Source organism: Nocardia sp. CDC160, assembly GCF_035818795.1.
Classification (GTDB): Bacteria; Actinomycetota; Actinomycetes; order Mycobacteriales; family Mycobacteriaceae; genus Nocardia.
Genome location: NZ_JAYKYT010000001.1, coordinates 381,129 through 401,211, shown reverse-complemented (window position 1 = coordinate 401,211; position 20,083 = coordinate 381,129). Strand labels below are relative to the sequence as shown.

Below are 20,083 nucleotides of genomic sequence, written 5' to 3'. Positions count from 1 at the left end.
CGACATGCGCAACGCCTATCCCAGCGACGATGAGTTGCGGCGAAACTTCGACGAAGTCCTTTCGGATGTGATGCAGGGCCGCGGTGTCCACACCGCCACCGGACTCGACGAGGACACCCAGAACGCCCTGTGGGCGATCACCGCCGCGCATCCGAACGTCACCCCCGAGCTGATCGACGCGGCCCGGCGGGCGTTCGCCGGTCAGCTCGACGGCAGCAATGCCGCGCGCTGGCGTGCGGACATGGACGACTGGTTCGAGGCACGCGAACAGCGCAAGGCCGCACGCGAACAGCAGGGACACGAGTAGCAGCGGGGCGAGCGGAGCAGGGCTGACGAAGCGATCGCGCGCGTCGTCCGGTTAGGGTGTTCCGGTTCGACCAGAGGCCGACAGGCCGTGCCACGATCCCCCGCGACGGAGTAGACGATGCGAATCAGCCGAGATCAGGTGGAGCTCGACGACTACGGGCGCACCTGCTACGAGGATGAGCCCTACACCGGGGAAGTCGAGAAATACGCGGACAACGGGCAACTGGTACTGCTGTTCACCTACGTCGACGGCGTCGAGGACGGCCCGCAGCGGGAATGGTGGCCGGACGGCTCCAAGCGGTCGGAGGGTGTCACCCGCATGGGCGCGGCGGTGGGGGAATGGCAGCACTGGTACGAGAACGGTCAGCTGAAGGAACGGGTGGTGCTCGACGAGCACAGCCGGGTGCTGGTCCGACAGCGCTGGACCGCCGACGGTGAACTGACCATGGACAAGACGACCAGCCGGTGATCAAATACCCACCGCATGATCTATCCCCTGCCCGAAACAACACTGTCCGTTAATATTCCGGATACTGTGTGGTTGCCGGATCGAAAGGGCGTTGATCATGAGTGGCGATCGATTGCATTCCTACCAGGATCTGCTGACGAAGGCCTCTCAGAAGACCGGTGAGGTGCGCGACGGCATCCAGGGCGTGGTGGACGGATTCACCTCGCAGGCCGACGCTTTGGGCACGCCGTGGGGCAACGATTCGCTCGGCCGCCAGTTCGCCAACGGTGACCAGGGCTATCTGGCCAGCATGAAGAACATCGTCACGGGCGCCAAGAACATGGCCGGGACGTTCGGCAACTTCTCCACGTCACAGCAGCAGTCGGCGGACAAGCTGGGCGGCATGGACCACGCGAACGGCGAGGGATTCCAGGGCCAGCAATGACCAACGAGCAGCGCAAGTCCGACCTGGCCGAGATCCTCGACGGTTTCGCCGAGCAGATGCGCACCATCACCCGACTACAGCAGGAGCGCGCCGCGCTGACGGCCTCGGCCACGGTGCGCGGCAAGCGGGTCACGGTGACGGTGAACGCCGACGGCACCGTGATCGAGACCAAATTCGGTTCCGGGATCGAGGATCTCGACTATCCCGAGATCGCCAAGGCGGTGACCGAGGCCGCGCAGCAGGCCGCCGCCGAGGCCGCCCGCCGCAGCCGGGAGATCATGGCGCCGGTATCGCAGAACCGGGAGCGGCTACCCAAGCTCGCGGACCTGATCCCCGGAATGCCGGACCTGAGCAAGGAATTGACGATTCCGGAGCCGCCGGTGGTGTCCACCGCACCGCCGAAATCGCGGGAGCGCCTGGGCGGTTATCAGGCGACCGAGCCGAATTCCGATGCGGCACAGCCGCGGCGCAGCGGGGCCACCGATTCCGGATGGTGAGACGACCGCGCGAGGCGGCGGCGAGGTAATCGATCATGGCCCTCTACCTGCCCTCTGAACTCGAATGGCTGGGCTGGCTCGTCGGGATGGAATGGCCCGAGGGCAACGAAGACCAGATGTGGGATCTGGCTGGCCACTGGAAGAAGACCGCCGAAGGTCTGCGCAACCAGGTTTCGGGTATCGACGCGGCCAAATCCGCCACGCTGGCCGCGTATATCGACGGGGACGGCCGCGACGCGATGGCCAAGACCTTCGATCTGCTGGCCGGTGTCGGCGGGAAGCAGGACGGCAACACCTCGATCCTGGATCTGGCGGAGTATTTCGATCAGATCGGTGATTCGGTGCACGACACCGGAACCGAGATCGAGTCGACCAAGCTCATGTTCTATTCGTCGCTGGCCATTCTGGCGATCGAGATAGCGGCCGCCTGGGTCTTCCCGCCCACCGCCCCGGCGGAGGAGGCGGCCGCGGTCGCCACCACGCGCTTCGCGGTGCGCATGATCGTCAAGCGGGCGCTCACCGCCATCGAGGAGTACGTCGGGAAGCTGATCGGCTCGACGCTGGCGAAATTCGTGGTGCGGCACTTCGTGCTGGACGCCGGGCTGGGCATGCTGCAGGAAGCGGGCATCGAGGCGTACCAGGTGGCGGCCGGGCATCGCAGCGGCATGGACTGGGGCAGAATCGGCGTCACCGGGTTCAGCGCCGGTGTCGGCGGCCTGGTGGGCGGCAAGGCCGGTGAGATGATCGGCGGCGCACTGGGCAAGACCGAGCTGAACCACTTCCTGCAGGCCGGTATCACCGGTGCTGGCGCCGGATTGGCCGGTGCGGGAGCGGGATTCCTCGCGGGGACGGGCGCGCAGTTCGGTCTGGACGTGGTCAACCACGGGTGGGGCGACGCCTGGAAGAACATGGGCAACGCCTTCACCAACTTCGACCCCCGCATGCTCACCGCGGGTGTGTCCAACGGCGGCCTGTCCGGCCTGAATCACGGTGCCGCGCAGGGCTTCCACGAACGTGTCGCGGCCTGGAAGGCGGGCGTTCCCAGCGACTTCGCGAAAATCGGCGCGCGCCCGGACGGGAACGGCTTCTCCGGCGACACCGGTCATACCGGCGGCACCGATACCGGTGGCCCCCAGACCCACGCGGCCGGATTCTCCGGTGAATCAACCGATCCCACCGCCAACGCGCGTCCCACCGGTGACGGCAGCACCACACGTCCCGAGGGCGGCGACACCGGCGGCGTCACCACCGACAGCCGGGGCAAGGAGACCGCCACCCCCACCGACGGACAGGCCGCCACCGGCGAGCAGGGCCAGACCACCGGCGGCGACCACGGCCAGACCCAGCAGGCCGGGACGCCCACGACCGCGGGCGACACCCACGCGAATCAGCCGCAGGCCGGAACCGGCGAAACCAATGGCGGGGCAGTCGAATCCGGCGTCCAGGCGGGCAAGCACGAAGCGCCCGCACCCACGTCCGAGCCGACGAACACCTCCGGTTCCGCCCCGCAGGCCACCGGCCCGGCCCCGCAGGCGTCCGGTCCCTCGACACAGGGCTCCGCCCCGACCCAGTCCGCTCCCGCCGGAGGCGACTCGCGCGGCACCGCCCCCGCCCCCGCCGCAGAGCCGAAAGCGGCCTCGTCTTCCCAGTCCGGCTCGTCTTCCCAGTCAGGCTCGTCCACCGACTCCGGTGCTCGCCAGTCGAACTCGGTTCGGTCGGAGACATCTTCCGGCGCAACGGATTCCAGCCAGAATGCCGGTGGCCCCGCTGATTCCTCCGCGAATGCCGGTGCGCCGACCGAGTCCGCGCCGTCGCGTGCGAGCGCCCCCGGCGAGCTGCACTCGGCCGCCTCCACAACCACGGATTCCGCTCCCGCCGCTACCGATTCGGCCAACGGCACCCCGACCCGGGCCGGTGCCGCAGGCCACGATTCCCCCGCAGGCGTATCCAACGGCTCCGCGGCCCGTCCCGACACCCCGATCGCCGCCTCCTCCACCGCGGCCCCGACCACCTCGGGCGGATCCACAGCCCCCGGCACGCCGCAACACGCCGCAGCCGCACCGGAGGCCCGTGGCACCGCCACGGAGCAGCCCCGAACCGCGACTCCGGAACAGTCCCGCGCCACCGGCGCACGTCCCGACGCCACCGGCGCACGTCCCGACGCCACCGGCGCACGTCCCGACGCCACCGGCGCACGCACCGACGCTCCGCGAACGGAAAGTGCGCGCCCCCAAGCGGGTACGGACACCCGTGCCCCCGCGGCCACCGAGCGCCCCGGCGAGGAGCCGACCGCCCCCCGCCCGGACTCCGACGAAACAACTCCCGTCAACGAGCGCGAAGCCACCCAGCCCGAACCCCGCGATCCGGCATCGGGTGCCGAAGAATCCCCGACCCCAGCCGAATCCGACCAGCCCGCGGGCCAGCGCGACTCGTCTCCCACCGATCGCTCCGAGCAGCCCGCGCCCGGCGAACCCACCCCGCACGACGAATCGCAACCGCGCCCGGAGTCGGACGACACCCGCGAACCCGCCAATGTCGACGATCGGACTGCTGCACAGGACGATCCGGCCACCGGACACGATGACCCGGCTGCCCGCAATGACGACCCGGCGGCACGTAACGATGACCCGGCTGCCCGCAACGATGATCGGGGTGCCAGCAACGAAGACCCCGCTGTCACGCGCGACAACCCGGCTGAGCCCAAGGATGCCGAACCCGGTGCGGAACAGCGGAATTCCGGCCGCGACGCCGAGGACACCGCAGGCGAGCCACCCCGATCCACCGACCCCGAGAGCCCGACCACCACCGAGCACGAGCCGTCGCAGCCGCGTCCCGAGCAAGGCGGTGATGTCCCGCGCGAATCCACCGAACATCCTGCTGGGCAGAAGGATTCGAACCTACCCGGTGCGGACCGCGCCCGAACAGATGAGTCGGACGCCTCGAACGACCGCCCAGACGCTGCGGCCAATCGCCCCGAGGTCACCACAGACCACCCCGAGCCTGTCGCCGACCGTGGTGAGTCCGGTACTCCCACCGCCGAGCCCACTATCGACCGCGGCGAGCCTGCCTCCGATGTCGCCGACCCCGCCGCCGATCGGAGCGAATCCGGGACGAATCGCGGTGAGCCCACCGATGTTCGGCCGGAACAGGCTGAGCCAGTTCATGATTCGTCCGAGGCGAAGAAGCCTGCGGAGCATCCCGGTGATACCACCGAGCGCCCGCGCCCGGCGGATGCGCGCCCCGAGTCCGAGTCGTCGGCGGGGGAGCAGCCGCATGACCGTGAGCGGGATGAGCACTCGAAGCGCGATGAGCCCGCGGATGGCCTGCTGGTCGCGCCGATTCCGGTGGGCGATCACGCGGTTCCCCGCGCCGCCGAGCACGAATCCCGGCGTGGTCCGGAGGGAGAGCGCACGCCGGAGCCCGTGACGGGCGAGCGCACCGCCGATCCCCGCGAGCCCGCCGAAGCGCCGGAGGAGGGCCGCACCGGTCTGCCCGAGCGCGGCGACGGCGCGGTGGAGCACCCCGGCACCCTGGACGAGCCCGCCGATACCGCTGGCGCACACCATGATTCGAATGAGCCGGTGCTGGAGGAGCCCGCACCGGAGGAGCCGCAGCGCGGCAACTGCGGCGTCATGTCGCTGGAGCTGCTGAAGGAGCTGACCGGCAACGACTCGATCCACGTACCCGAGCACGAGATCGGCCCGGAGGGTATTTCCGCCAAGCAGCTGGTGGCCGCGGCGGGCGGCAAGCTGATCACCTTCGACGGCCACGACGCCATCGCCGATCGCCTCCGCGAACTGGGCCCCGGCTCTTCGGCCCTGGTGGTCGACCACTACGCCGGTCCCGTCGACGAGCACGGCGTCGGCGCCCACGCCTACCTGCTGGTCAACGAGGGCGGCAATATTGTCGTCAAGGACCCGGCCGCCGGTCGCGAACACGGCCACCCGCCGATCGTCCCGGTCGAGACCAAGGGCACCCACGCGATCCTCTTCAAGGCCGACGGCACCGCCCACGATCCCCTCGGCCTGCGCACCCGCCACAATCTCGACGCCAAATTCGCATCCCCGCCGAAGCATGAAACCGCCCCGGCCACAATGGATTCCGAGGGCGCGGGAGCCAAGCCGTCCGGTGAAGACGAACACGGCGGGATCAACCACGAGCCCGACCACACCGCCGAGGGCGAGTCGGAGCACGAGCCGCGCAAGGCGCCCTCGGCCGGTGAGAAGCTCGAGCATCCGGTCACGCTGACCGATGAGGTCTCCGATCCCGGTCGCCCGCAGCGCATCGACGATCCGAACTACCTGGCGGATCAGGCGCGCGGTGCGATCGTCGAGGAGATCGATCCGAACGGTCCGCGAGTCCACAAGGACGAGAACGGCCTGATCCGTGCCATCGACGGTAGGCCGGTCCACGACTACGTGGGCGATCTTTCCCGCGCCCGCGCGCTGGAGCACGCGGAGTCCCGGCTGCCGGGCGAGGGCCCGTGCAGCGCGGTGGCGATCGATCTGCGTACCGGCCTGATCACCGAGGGCATCAACGGTTTCGCGTTCGATGTGATCGACGATGCCCACCTGCATCCGCTGTTGGGCGAGAATTTCCGTGCGCTGGGCGATTACGAGCACCCGGTCATGAAGGCCGAGGGCGAGGTCCACACCGAGAAGGTCAGGGAGAACGGTCGCGTCCTGATCGGCGATGATCATCAGCCGGTCATGCGGGAGGTGAAGTACGAGGGTCGCGCTCACTTCGACGCGCCGCTGCGGCACGCGGAAGTCAAGGCCGTCAACGAACTGTTGTGGGCGCGTCAGCGTGAGCACGAGGCGCAGTGGCGCAATGCGGGCCACGAGGGTGACCCGCCGCCGTTGGGCCGAGAAGTGCTGGGGGAGATGCGGTTCGATCCGCGCTGGCTCCAGGACACCAAGCGTCAGAAGATCGGTGAGCCCGCCCCGGCGTGCGCGAACTGCAGTTCGATGCTGCACGACGTTCCCAGCTACTGCGGTCGAAACGAGTACGTCCCGCAGGACTATCGCCTCAACGAGCCGGGCGGCACGGTCCCGCCGCATCGCGACCCCGTCGAGATCCCGGGCATCGCCGGTGTGCGCGAGCCCGAGGGCCACGAACCGTCCGATCACCACCCGCCGCAGGACGACGTCCCGGATCCAGAGCACACTCCGTCCGCGGATCACGGTGCGCCCCATGATGATTCCTGGTCGGGTCTGAGCCGTGACGAGGTCAAACAACGACTCGAGAACGAATTCGGCCTGCACACCCAGGGTTTCGACAACCCGGACCTGCCGCACGAGTACGCCCGCGAGTACGGCCGTGCGGTCGAGGACATGCGGCAGCGGTATCCGGACGCGGAGCTGCGGTCGGTCCAGATCGGCCCGATCCCCGAATCCCCGGATGCGTTCGCGGCCACCTGGCGCGCCAAGGACGCGACCGGGCGGATGAGCGCGGACCGGATCGTGTTCAACGAGCGCTTCGCCACCAATCCGAAGGAGTTCATCGAACGCCTGCAGGCGAAGGTCGACGAGGGCCGGTACGCGCCGGGCATCGGAGAGCGCCCGGTATACGGCGCGATCGTGCACGAATACGGGCACGTGGTGGAGATGAACGGTCAGCGCCTGGCCCGTCACGAGGCGGCGGATGTCCTGATCGGGCACTTCGAGGCCGTCTACGGCACACGGGACCCGGAGCTGTTCGATCACTGGCTCAAGCAGTTGCCCGGCTATGCCTTCGACGAGCACGGGCATCTGAACCCACCCGAGGCACTGGCCGAGGCCTTCCGCGATGTGGAGATGAACGGTCACAACGCGAGCGAACCGGCTCAGGTCCTGCATCAGCTGCTGACCATCAGCAGCGGCGATATCGCGAGCGAGGCCGCCCGCAACCACGGTGTCCCGCTGCGCGAAACCCCCTCGGCCCGAACGGAAGCCACGCACGACCAGATGTCGCCGGGCGGCGAGCACCCCGGCGGCGGTGACACGCACGAATCCCGCACCGCCCCGGGAACTTCCGACCCCAACGAGCACTGGCTCGAGCGCCAAGAGGCCATCCAGGCCGACTGGAGTGCCCGCCGAGAGGCCGAGCACGCCGCCTGGCTGCGTGAACAGGCGGAGCACTATCCCCCCGGCAGCCTGGATCGTCGCCTCGCGGACCTGCGCGCGGAACACGCCGAGGCGCTGGCCCGCATCGCCCGCGATCGCGCGGACTATCTCTGGGAGACCGCGGGCGGCCGCGACGAGAACGCCTCGCGCGCCTGGACCGTCGACCTCGACCACGATCCGACCGCCGAGCCCGGCCACGAGCCCACCGTCGAGTCGCCCACCGTCGAACCGCAGGCGAGCACCGCCGAGGTCGCCGTGTCGGAGGCGCCCACCGAGACGGCTCCGGTCCGCGAAGCCGACCCCGCCACCCCGGCCGCCCCCGTCGACCCGGTCCAGGCCTCACCTGCGCTGCGAGCGGCGGCCGACCACCTCGGCCGCTCCGAGGCCACCCCCGGTCCCCGCGAACGCGGTGCCGCGGAACAGGATTACGCCCGCCGCCTGTCGAAGGCGCTCGGCCTCGACGAGGCCATCGGTCCGCAGGACCGCCAGGCCGCCTTCCGGGATGTCGCCGAGAACGCCCGTGCCCGTGGTCGTTTCGGCGATCCGGAGGGCAATGTCGCGCCGCGCCCGATGCGCCCGGAGGATTACGGACGCCTGACCGACGACGAGCGCACCACGACCGTGCGCACCGAGCCTGCCCCCGGCGAAACAGCGCCCGCCCCCGGCGAAACTCCGCGCCGCCTACCCCTGGAACCCTGGTCGGACACGAATCGCGGTGCGGCACACGACGAGCCGCGTGCCATGACCCTGGACGAGCTGCGCCAGCGGCTGACCGAGGAACTGGGCCTGCGGCCGGAGGACATCCGCCCGGAACACCTGTCCGAGGTGGCGGGCGAACTGCAGTACCGGAACCTGTTGCGGGCCGGTGCGATCGAGGCGCTCCACGATGCCGTCGACCGGCACGCGCGGGCCGCCACCCCGGAGGATCGCGCCCGGGCCGCCCGGGTCCGCGACGAGTGGGCCCGCCTGCTGGGGGTTGATCCGGAGCGGGTGCTGCCCGCGCACGCCGAGCACACCCTGGCCGAACTGCGGGCCGAAACCCTGCGTCGCGCTTCGGATGTCGCGGACCTGGTGGCCGCCACCCACGCCACGCCCGACCCCGCCGACGGACATCACCTGGTCTTGCAGGCCGACGGTGACCGGGTGCACGTGAAGGTCACCGAGCACCCGGACGGCTCGTATCGCGTAGAGGTGACCTCGCGCCCCGACCTGCCCGAACCGCCACCGGAGCCCGAACCCGAGCCCAAGCGTCCGGGCCTGCTGCGCCGACTGCGGGATCGCCTGTTCGCCGGATTCCAGTCGCACTACCCGGGTTACCCGGCGGGTTCGGGTCTCGACGACGGCCAGGGCAAGCTGGTCAGCTTCGCCGGGCATGCGCTCGAGCACCTCGGCATTGGGCACGGACTGCACTGGGACGACGTCGGGGACCCGAGCCCGTTCGGTATCACCCGCCAGGTCATCTTGCTCCTCAAGGAGCGCGAGCGCTTCTGGCTCAAGTTCGGCACCAACAAGATCGCCGATATCTCCCCGGACGTGGTGCCCATGCCCACCCGCCGGGGCGAGTACGAGCCGTGGTTCTCCGAGGCCGATCCCGTGCTGCGCGCCGAGGTCGAGGAGAGCCTGCGCATGGCGGGACTGCCGACCGAGGAGGATTACCTGCGCGAGCGCGCGCAGCATCCGCCCGAGCCGCGGCCGGAACGCCCGACCCTGGAGGATCCGCCCGAACGGACCTGGGGCACTACCGTTCCCGAGCCGGTGGTGCACGCCCTCGAGGCCCGCGATGCCGCGCTGACCGAGCTGGTGCACCAGGCCCTGCGGCACGATATCGAGGTCTCGAGCACCGACCCGGCCGCCCTGCGCGGTGCGGTGGACGACGCCGCCTACCGGCTCATGCGCCGCGCGGGCGCCATCGAGGCGCTGCGCGACGTCGCCGAGCGCTTCAATCTGCAAAGCGAGCTGGTGCCGCCGCGGCCGGTCGCCATCAATGATTCGGATCCGCTGGGCCGCTATGTGCGCGATGTCCGCGAGGCCGACGAACTCCGCATTCAGCAGGAACGGGCCGATGCCCGTCGGCAGCGCGCGGGCGCGGACCCCGACGACCCCGCGCTGGAATTCCGCCCGCGTGAGCCGCGGCCGACCGCCCTGGACTATGTCGGTGTCAACAATGGCGGCGAGGGCCCGCGTCACTTCGAAGACCCGGATCCCACCCAGCCGGAGCGCGAACAGGGCCCGCTGTTCAACGATGCCCTGCGGCGGGATCAGGTCGCCGAGGAGCGCTCGAATTGGGCGCAGCTGCTCGGGGTCGGCCTGGACGAACTGAGTCCCGAGCGACTCGCGCACACCATTGCCGACCTGCGCATGCAGGTCCGCGACGAGGCCGACCACCTGGCCGAATTCTCCGGCGCGGTCGACGATTTCCTGCACGCCGACACCGTGGCCCGCGAGCACGGCCGCCAACTCGTCGATCGCACCGCGCACGTCTGGATGGACAGCGAGGGCGGCGCGATGCTGGAACCCGGCATCGGGGTCCGGCCGGGTGAGCGTGTGGGTGACCCGCCCCGGCTCGTGGTGATCGGCGGCGAGGGCGAGCACGTCGGCCGCCTGGCCGAATATCTCGCGGACCACCCCGAGATGGGCGGGATGCTCAATCGCGGTGAGCTGCAACTGGATCTGCGCATCGTCGAGCTGAACCCCGACGGCGATGTGCACGTCGTGGCGTCGAAGACGGTGCCGGAGGTGCGTTTCCACGACCTCGACGTGAACGGCGAGCATGCCCCGGTCCTCCTGGTTCGCGAGGGCAATCTGATTCGCGAGGGCAATGCGGAATGGCAGGTGGTGCAACCGGAGTCGGCGCACGCGCCCGCTCCGGAATCCGCCCCGCACGAATCCGAGCCGAGCGCGCCACGCGACCCCGACGTGGTGCGCGCCGAACGCAAACAGCTGGCGGATCGGCTGTCGGTCGAAACGACGGACCTGAGCCCGGATCGCATCGACGCCACCATCAAGGCGCTGCGCCAGGACAACGCGCTGCGGGCCGCGCAGATCGAGGGCATGGCGGACTACATCCGCACCAGCGACGCCATCGAGAATTTCCACGAGCTGAACCGGGTGCTCGGCAACCTCGCGCACCGCCTGGGCGTGGAGCCCCACGAGCTGACGCCGGAGGGCTTGGCCCGGGCCCTGACCGATCCCTCGGTGAAGCGGGCCCTGCGCAAGCAGATCGCCGATGACCTGCTCGACTACGCGAAACTGGTGCGCGACAACGCCGATCCCAAGGGCGCACCGGACGGTGGCCGGTCCAAGGCCGTGCTGGAGGCCCGTGACCGGCTGGCGCGGCGTTTGGGTGTCGAGCCGGAGGCGCTGTACGAATCCAAGCATGTCGTGGACGACGACAAGCGTGAGATCGTCGGATACGGGCCGGATCCGGAGAGCCTGAAGCGGAACAAGCTGCTGCGCGCGGTCAACGACATCCTGTCCCGGTCGGAACAGGATCCGCACCTGCTGGCGGCGCTCGCCGAATACACGCGCACCGTGGGCGAACTCGACCCCCACCACGACGGTCTGCGTTTCGACGCCCGCAATGATCCGCGGGTCGCCGACGGCGAGCTGCCGATCCACGATCCGGACGCGCCCGCGCTGCTGCACCGCCTGCTGAGCGACTCCATCGGCGAGCCACCGCTTTCCGATATTCCGCAGGGGGCGGAAGGAGTGTGGTCGCGCCTGCTGGGCGTGGATATCCACGATATCGACCGCACCGTGGAGCTGTATCGCGAGCACCTGACCGAACTGCACGATCGGCTCACGCCGGAGGAGCTCGAGCAGGTGCTGCGCACCCGGCACGAGCACAATGCGACGAGAGCCTACGAGCAATACCGTGACAGCCTGGGACCCGATCGGACACCGCTCACGTCCGACGAACTGTCGAAGGTCGTCGACCGGGTGCGCTGGGCCAGGTCCGCCCAGGTCTACGAGGTGTACCGAGACGGCAAGATCGAGCAGCACGAGCGGCCGAAGCCGGAGGAACTGGCCGACCTGGTGCAGGGCATGCGGGACGAGATCGCCGCCCGCGAGGCCGATATCGACGCGCTGGCCCGCCTGGCGGCCGAGTACAACGCGCTGACCACGCCGGTGGAACCCGCACCGCCGCAACGGAGTCCGCGTGAAGTGGCCGCCGATCTCGCGGAGGCCCGCCATCAGCTGGACCTGGCCCGCGACGGCCGCGACTACGCGGTCGGCCGGATGTACCTCGAGCACAACCGCCCGCTCCGCGAGAGCGACCTGACCCCCGAGCGGCTCGCGGGCACCACCGACTACCTGGCCACCCGTTCCCGCGAGGAGGGCGGCACGCTGCCGAACTCCGAGCAGCGCATCGAGGATCTGCGGACGGCGGCCGAGCAGTACAACCGGGCCGAGGCACGGGTGCGCGACCTCGAGGCCGAACTGCACGCGGCGACCGAGGCCGCGGCGGGCCCGCTGGACACGCCGGTCGATGTGTGGCAGCGCGAAGTCGACAGCGCGCGAGCCGATCTGGAGGCGGCGGTGGCGGCCTCCCCGGCGAACTGGCCCGCGGATCTGGACCGCGTGGTCGAGCAGGTCGACCGGCTCTCGCGCATGCCGCTGGAGTCCGGCGATATCTGGACCGACGAACTGGTGCCGGTCCGCGATGCCGCGCAGCGCTATCAGTCCGCGCTGGAATTCCTGGATCGCGCCGAATCGAACCTGGTGGACGCCTATCACGCCGAGGAGTCCCCGCGGGAGCGGGCCGAGCGCGAACTGCGCTACGCCCACCAGGAAGAGTCGCTGGCCGAGGTGCGCCGCAATATCGCCAAGATCGGATTGCCGGTCTCCGACGCCGATCTCACCCGCTCGTGGGCGGCCGACACCCGCGCGGAACTCGCCGACACCCCGCACGAGGAGCTGACGCCGCAGCAGCGCGGTCTGCTCGAGCTGGCCGATGCCATCGACCAGCACTTCGACGCGCAGGACCGCGTGACGCGCTGGGAAACCGAACTCGATCACCTCGACACCGACGCCCGCATTGCCGCCGACACCCCGGCCGCGGCGGCGGCCCGTGCCGTCGACACCGCGCACACCGCCCTGCGTGCGGCCATCGACGACTTCAACGGTCGAACAGGTTTGCACGCCCAGGAATCCGACCTCACCGCCGCCAATTACCGTGCGGCCCTGGCGGAGCTGGGCAACACCACCATTCGCGAGTACAGCGGTGATCGCGCCGCGGCCTTCGAGCGGCTGGCCGATGCCACCGAAAACCTGCATCGCGCACGCGAACTCGCCGACTGGGTGAACGAGCACGGTCCGGAAGAACATCCATCGTCGGCCGTCGAGCTGGGCCCGGTCGTTACCGAGTCGGATCCGGTCGTTAGCGAGTCGGGTCCGGTGGCTACCGAGACGGATCCGGTAGCTACCGAGACGCCCGGTGAGGAAGGCCCCGAGGAAGGGCGCAACGGCCCCGATCCGGACGACCCCTCCGGCACCGACCCGGCCAAACCCGGTGGACCGGCCAAGCCAGGCGGTGACCCGGATCCGGCGGCGACCGGGGATCCAGCTGCCGCGGATCCGGCTGCCGCACAGCCGGTCTCGAATCACACCGCCGAGTGGGAGCCGCTCGGGCCGCCCGAGGAGCACATTCCCGGGGACGCGCAGCACGCCTCGCTCATCCGGGCCTACGCGGAGGGCGGGCAACGGGCGCACGAGCGCGCGGAGGCGGCCCGCGCCCGAATGGACGACGTGGCACGGGAACTGGGCCTGGACCCGACCGGCCGCTCGGCCAAGGATCTGGAGCGTGCGGTCGAGGACGCGCTGTCCGCGGAGGCCGCGCGCCTGGACGAGGTGATGAACCGGGAGAACATTCCCAAGCACCAGATGTCGGAGTACTTCTACGAACGCGACGCGGCCATCGCGCGTTCGGACGAGCTCTCGCAGCTGCGCAAGGCCGCCACCGCCGCCTTCCGCGAACACCATCAGCAGACCGAGCGCTACCTCAAGGCGCGCGATCTGGTCCACGAGACCGCGGTGAACGCGGTGCTCGCCGATCTCACCGACCGTCCGGTGCGCCCCGGTGTCGGCATCGGCGGCGATCCGGCGACGGTGCACGTGGTCAGCGCGCTGCCGGATCACGGCCGCATTCTCGGCGAGAAGGTGCGCGCGCAGCTCGCAAGCCAGGGCACCCCGGTCGAGTACCGCCGCGTCGAGGTGTCGATGTCGGACGGGACCGTCACCGTCCAACGCCTGCGCCCGCCCACCGATCCGGGTGCCACCCATGTGTCGGCCGGTCACGATCCGGACCTGGATGTCCACTCGGCCGCCCACAAGGGTGCGACGCCCGATCCCGCCGAGCAGCACGGCGGCGGCGCACAGGATCACGTTCCCGCACCGGATCATTCGTGGTCGCCCGCCCCTGCCGACGAGTGGTCGCGGATGAATCCCGAGCAGATCGCGGACACGCTGCGCCAGCGCTGGGGTCTCGAGGTCGTCGGATTCGACCGCACCGATGTCCACCCGGAGGTGTTGCGCGAGTTCGCGCGTGCCATCGACGATATGAAGTCCCGTTTCCCCGACGCCCCGCTGCGCGAGATCTCGATCGGCAAGATTCCCAACGATCCGGACGACATCGTGTACGCGATGACCCGGGGCAAGCGGGAGAACGGCCGCTACCGTGCCGACCAGCTCATCCTGAACGAGGTCTTCGCCACCGATCCCGAGGAGATGCAGCGCTCGGTGCTCGAGGACGAACTCGATGGCGGGCACCCGCCGAAATCCGGTATGCGCCCGTTCTATTCGCAGCTCGTCCACGAATTCGGCCACGTGCTCGACTTCGCCGGGCAGGGCCGCGCGCGCCGGGAATTCGACGATGTCCTGTTCGAGCACTACTTCAACACCCGCGGCACCGCCGACGGCTATCTGGACTTCGTGCACGAGCTCACCACGTACAGCCTGCACGACCCCAACAACAAGGGCTTGCTGGTCTCCAACCCCACCGAGGCGCTGCCCGAGGCGTTCGCCGATGTGATCATGAACGGCGACCGTGCCAGCGAGCCCGCGCAGGTCGCCTACAAGCTGCTGCTCGAGGCGTACAACGACGAGTACCCGGGCAGCGTGGATCCCAACGAGCTGCCGCCCGCGATGAGTCGCCGGACCACGGGTCTCTCCGGCGATATCCCCGAACCCGCACGGCCGGAACCGGTTTCGCCGGACCATGACGCCGCCCGGGATGTGCTCTACGGAGCCGATCAGCGGCACTATCGCTGGCTCGATCGCACCCCGGATCCGGCCGTGAGCCGGGTCGCCGAGGTGCTGTCCACCACCGAGTCCGGCAACGCCGCGCTGGCGAGCCTGCGGGACAAGGGCATTGCGCTGCGGGTGGAGGACAGCGGCGGCGGGGCGGTCGCCGGGGACTTCTACGATCCGGCGTCGCGTCAGCTCAATATCGACGCCCACGGCCGGGGCGAACTCGAGCAGGCCGCCGCCGTCGTCGCGGCCACCGCGCACCTGGACGCGGAACACGCCGCGACGGTGTCGCCCGATCGTACGGCCGCCGAATCCTTTGGCCGGGAAGCGGAATTCCTGCGTGAGCTCGAGCGCGCGGGCTACGACCCGACCGGCGGCACGCTGCGCAACGAGGCGGATGTCGCGTACGGCAACGAGGTGCGCGACACCTACCTGCGCGCCGGGGACGAAGCGGTGCGCGAGGCCCGCGCCGCCGATCCGGACCTGACCCCGGAGGCCGCGCGCGACCTGGCCCGCGAGGCCGGGGTGCGCGCGCTGCTGGCCGACGAACGTTTCGTCGGCCGCACCCGCGAGGACGCGCCCGACGCCCTCGCCGACCACTACGGCCACCTCGAATCCATCGGGGCGGCAACCGATCCGGCACATCCCACCGCGTCCGCCGAACCGCTCGATCCGGCCCGCGTCGAGACACTGTTGAACGCCGAGGACCGCGTCACCGATCTGCTCAACGAGACCCACTCGGTGAGTCGCCGGTCGTCCCTCGGCGCGTGGGCACTGGAGGCGGTCGACCACCACGGGCTGCGCATCCGCTACACCGACGATCCGGCCGCCGCCATCACCCGCGGCAGCGACGGCCGCCTGGAGTACGGTCCGGCGGCGGGCTACGACCCGGCCACGAATACGCTGGTGCTGCCGCATGATTCGGCTCCGGCGGCCCACGTGGGCGAGCTGATTCGCGCCGCCGCGCAACTGCACGAGCAGCTGAGCACCGCCGGACCGCTGAATCGACACGTTCTCACCCGCGACGACTACGTCCGCGCCCGATTGGCCCGCGAGGCCGAGCATCGCGCGCTGGGCTACGAGGCCGCCCGTCTGCACGACGAAATGCGCGCGCAGAGCAGGCCGAAGCGCGCTGCCCGGCCGGTGACCGATCCGCTGGAACGCGCCTACCGCCGGGCCCACGACCACGGCCTGGACACCGCCCGCCGTGCCTTCCGCGGCGACCGCGATGTCACCGACCGCATGCGGAGCGACGCCGCCTACCGCGCGGGTGTCCGCGAGGTCGCCGCGCGCCTGCTCTCCGACGGCCCACGCGTGGGCGGTCGCGACCTGGCCGCGCACTTCGCCGCGGAATGGGATCGCGCGCACGGCATTCCGGCGGGGGAGGGTCCGCACGTACCGGGCGAGCACGGCGACAGCCCGGCCGCGGTCGTGCGGCGCGCGCTCGACTACGCCACCGAGATCGAAGAGCTGCGGTCGCTGCGCGAGGAGACCGGCCGTCCGATTCTGGTCGGCCCGGCCGAGCAGGCGTACACCGAAGCGCACGATCGCGCCCTGCATCGCGCGACCGGCACCGAGGCGGACCGGATCCGCGTGGCGCGCGACGCCGGGTTCGAGGCCCTGCGCCGCTACTTGCGCAAGACCGGCCTCGATGATGCCGAGACCGCGTTCGATGTGGTTCGCGCCCAGGGCCAGCGGGACGACATGCACTGGGGTCACGCACCGCAGCCCGAGTTGCGGGCCCCGGCGGAACCGCACGGCAATTCGGTAGAGCCGCACAGCAATTCGGTAGAGCCCCACGGCAACACAGCGGAGCCACACGGCAATCCAGTGGAGCCCCACGACAATTCGGTGGAACCCCACGGCACCGAACCGCATGTCACCGCGCCCGGGGATCCGGACAGCGAGGCGGCGGGCCTCGAATTGTCCAGGCGCGCGGCCGATGCCGAAATGGATCGCTGGGACGATCCGACCCGACTCAGCGACCAGGTGGTGCGCGGCTACAACGTCGGCTCCGGTTCGCCGAAGTTCGTGGTGTTCGCCCCCGAGGGCGGCCACATGGACGCCATGCGCCGCCTGGGCGAGGAGAACCCCAGGCAGCGCGGCCTGGTCGGCAACGCCTGGGCCCACATCGAATACCGCCTGGTGGAACCCGACGGCGAGGGCGGCATCCGCGAGCGCGTGATCCCGGCCAAGGTGGCCGAGGGCAGCATGCGCGAGGCCACCTTCCCCGAGGCGGTCAATCAGATGCTGGCCCACTACCTGCGCTACCGCGCGGAGGGCAAGGTCACCGTCGGCTTCGAGGACTGGCTGCGGCAACTCGACGACCGCTCCTTCCTCACGGTGCGCCGCAATGGTGTTCCGGTGCGCGAGGGCTGGTCGCGCACACCGGTCACGCGACTGGGCGAGCACTTCGTCCACGCCGGGGCGTGGCAGGCGCGCCGGGACTACCGCATCGACTACCCGCACCCGGCCGCGGTCGCCCGCGATATCGGCGCCCGCGCGACGACCCTGCCGCACTACTTCGAGGGCGAGCGACCCGACGCCCATCGCTACGCGGATCCGGTTCGCTTCGCGCGCACCGCGATTCGCGTCGGCCCGACAGAGCTGCACGTCTGGGTCGAGCACACCACCGAGGGCTATCGCCTCGCCGCCCCCAGCGGTCTCGGCGACGTCGCCGACACCTTGTCCGCACAGTTCGGCCACCTGCGCGCCGACGCGCCCGGGCCCTTGCTCGAGCACATCGCCCGCACCCTCCAGGACGGCACCGTGCCGCTCGGCCCCGAGAACCAGTTGCCCCGCAACGGCGTTCGCGGCCTCATCGACCGCGTTGCCGGTCGCACCCCGGAGCCCACCCGAGCGGATCCGTCCATCTTCGAGGGGATGGATCTGGACCTGGACTCGCGCCGCACCACCCCGCGCGACCCGGCCCCGGTCCCCGAGGGCGAGCACGAGTCGACCCCGGAGCACGAGTCGACCCCGGAACACGAGTCGACCCCGCAGCCCGAGCCGACCCCCGAGTCCGAGTCGACCCCGGAGTCCGAACCCCGGTCCGACGCCGCCGATTTCGACCCGGAGACGTGGTCCGAACGCATGCGCGTCGAGCAGGCCGAATGGGAAGCCCACATGGACGCCGAGCGCGCCCGGTGGCTGCGCGAGCAACTCGACGATTCGGAGGGCTCCGACGCTCCCTTCAACCCCGACCGCTTGGCACAACGCCAGCACGTGGAGCAGGCCGAGTGGGAAGCCCGAGTGTCGGCCAAGCGCGCCGAATGGCTGCGGCGCATGTTCGACGAATCCCAGGTGTCCGACGATTCGGCGGAGCCAACCGCGAATCCGGACAGCGCTGTGCCGCGGCAACACCCGTCCGCGGAGCCCGCCGTACCTGCGACGAACGATGAATCCGTCGCACCCTCCGAAGATCGGACGGAGCAGCCTGCGAACCTGGTGAAGCAGGCCGATCACGCCGTGCCACAGGAGCATCCGATCTCCGAGGTGGTCGACCCGGCGGTGGACGGTGAATCCGTCAAGCCCGCGGCAGGTTCCGAATCCGGGGATTCGCTGGGTCATCCTGAGTCCGGAGATTCGTCGGGTCATCCCGAGTCCGAGGATTCGTCGGAACATCCGGATGGCGGGAAGCCCGTGCCTCCCGCGCATTCGGGAGATGGTGCCGACGGCGCTGGTCCCGGGGATCCGGCGGCGTCCGAGGACCGGTGGAAGTGGGATCCGAATTGGCGGTCGCATGTGCCGCATCCGCCTCGGCCGTTCAATCCGACGTTCCCGCAGTACACGCCGCAGCCTTCGCAGCAGCCGTATCCGTGGACGCTGCCGCCGGATCAGCAGCCGGACGATCCGACGGGCCCGAATGGTCCAGGCGGGCCGAATGGTCCGGCGGGACCGGGGAATTACGGACCGGGCGGGCCTACCGCGCCGGGCGGGCCTGCCGCGCCGGGTGGTCCCGGCGCGCCCGCGCAGCCACAGATGCCGGTGCCTCAGGTGCCCGCGCAGCCTCACGTGCCCTCGTATCCGCCGGTGGGACAGCAGCCGCCGTGGCAGAACGTGCCGCCGAATGGGCAAGTGCCGCCGTGGGGTTCGTGGCCGCAGCCGACGTGGCCGAATGGGCAGTATCCGGGTGGACAGTCCGGCTACCCCAATGGGCAGTCCGGCTATCCCGGCGGTGAGCCCGGTTACTCGAACGGTCAACAACCCGGGTACCCGAATGGTCAGCAGCAGGGCTACCCGAACGGTCAGCAGCCTGGATATCCGAATGGTCAGCAACCCGGCTACCCGAACGGCCAGCCGGGATACCCGAATGGTCAACAGCCCGGTTACCCGAACGGCCAGCCCGGGTATCCGCAAGGGCAGCAGCCCTATCCGGGTGGTCCCGGACAACACGGGTTCGCTCCGCCGTCGACGCCCGAGTCGCCCGGCTGGAACGGCGCGCCGGGCAACGGCACTGCGGGCAATGGCGCGGCAGGGAATGGCGCGGGCGGTTTCCCGGGTGGCCCCATGGGTTCGCCGGGCGCACCGGGCAGCCCGGGCGGCAATGGCAATTCGCGTTCGGCCAACCGCTTCCCGCGCGCCTCGGCGCCGAACGACCCGACCCGCGGCATCGTTCTGCGCTCCCATTCGGGTTACGGCGAATTCGCGCTGCTGGATCCGCTGAGCGGGGAGCTGCGGTCGGTCGCGTCGGTTCCGGGCGCGCCGACGGGCGTCTACGACACCGTGGACGGCCTGCGGGTCCTGTTCTTCCGCGATCCCGCCCGCGGCCTGGTCGTGCAGGTCGGCGACCAGCGCTTCGACGTGGATCGCCTGGGCGCGGAGGTGTATTGGGAACGCTCCCAGCAGGGCTTCCACCGCCTGCTGGTAGCGGTGTCGGGCGCACCGCAGTGCGAGCTGCGCTACAGCGCCCGCCCGGCCGACGCCGACCTCGGCCTGCTCATTCGCGATGTTCTGACCGACCCGGCCCGTCGCGCCGGAATCTTCTGCTGACCAGGGGACTCCGGTGCGTCGATCGTGTGAGTTCGCCGATTCT

5 protein-coding genes are annotated in these 20,083 nt (G+C 70.4%); all 5 read left to right on the top strand.

From position 1 onward, the window contains the following. Positions 1-4 precede the first annotated feature (4 nt). The 5 genes from VMT40_RS01810 to VMT40_RS01790 all read left to right on the top strand — a co-directional run bounded on the left by VMT40_RS01810 (position 5) and on the right by VMT40_RS01790 (position 20,040). The gene (locus tag VMT40_RS01810) at positions 5-307 is read left to right on the top strand and encodes a hypothetical protein (RefSeq protein ID WP_326356239.1); all 303 of its coding nucleotides are present in this window, start codon (positions 5-7) and stop codon (positions 305-307) included. Between the two features lie 117 nt (positions 308-424). Continuing rightward, complete coding sequence (locus VMT40_RS01805; protein WP_326356238.1) at positions 425-775, top strand: toxin-antitoxin system YwqK family antitoxin; 351 nt, start codon at positions 425-427, stop codon at positions 773-775. A gap of 97 nt (positions 776-872) precedes the next feature. Continuing rightward, positions 873-1,199 (top strand): hypothetical protein, encoded by a 327-nt coding sequence (locus VMT40_RS01800; protein ID WP_326356237.1) that lies wholly within the window; start codon positions 873-875, stop codon positions 1,197-1,199. Then, positions 1,196-1,696, top strand: a complete 501-nt coding sequence (locus VMT40_RS01795) for a YbaB/EbfC family nucleoid-associated protein (protein ID WP_326356236.1) — start codon at positions 1,196-1,198, stop codon at positions 1,694-1,696. The genes VMT40_RS01800 and VMT40_RS01795 overlap by 4 nt, the downstream gene beginning before the upstream one ends. A 35-nt stretch (positions 1,697-1,731) precedes the next feature. Then, complete coding sequence (locus tag VMT40_RS01790; RefSeq protein WP_326356235.1) at positions 1,732-20,040, top strand: WXG100-like domain-containing protein; 18,309 nt, start codon at positions 1,732-1,734, stop codon at positions 20,038-20,040. Positions 20,041-20,083: the final 43 nt, after the last annotated feature.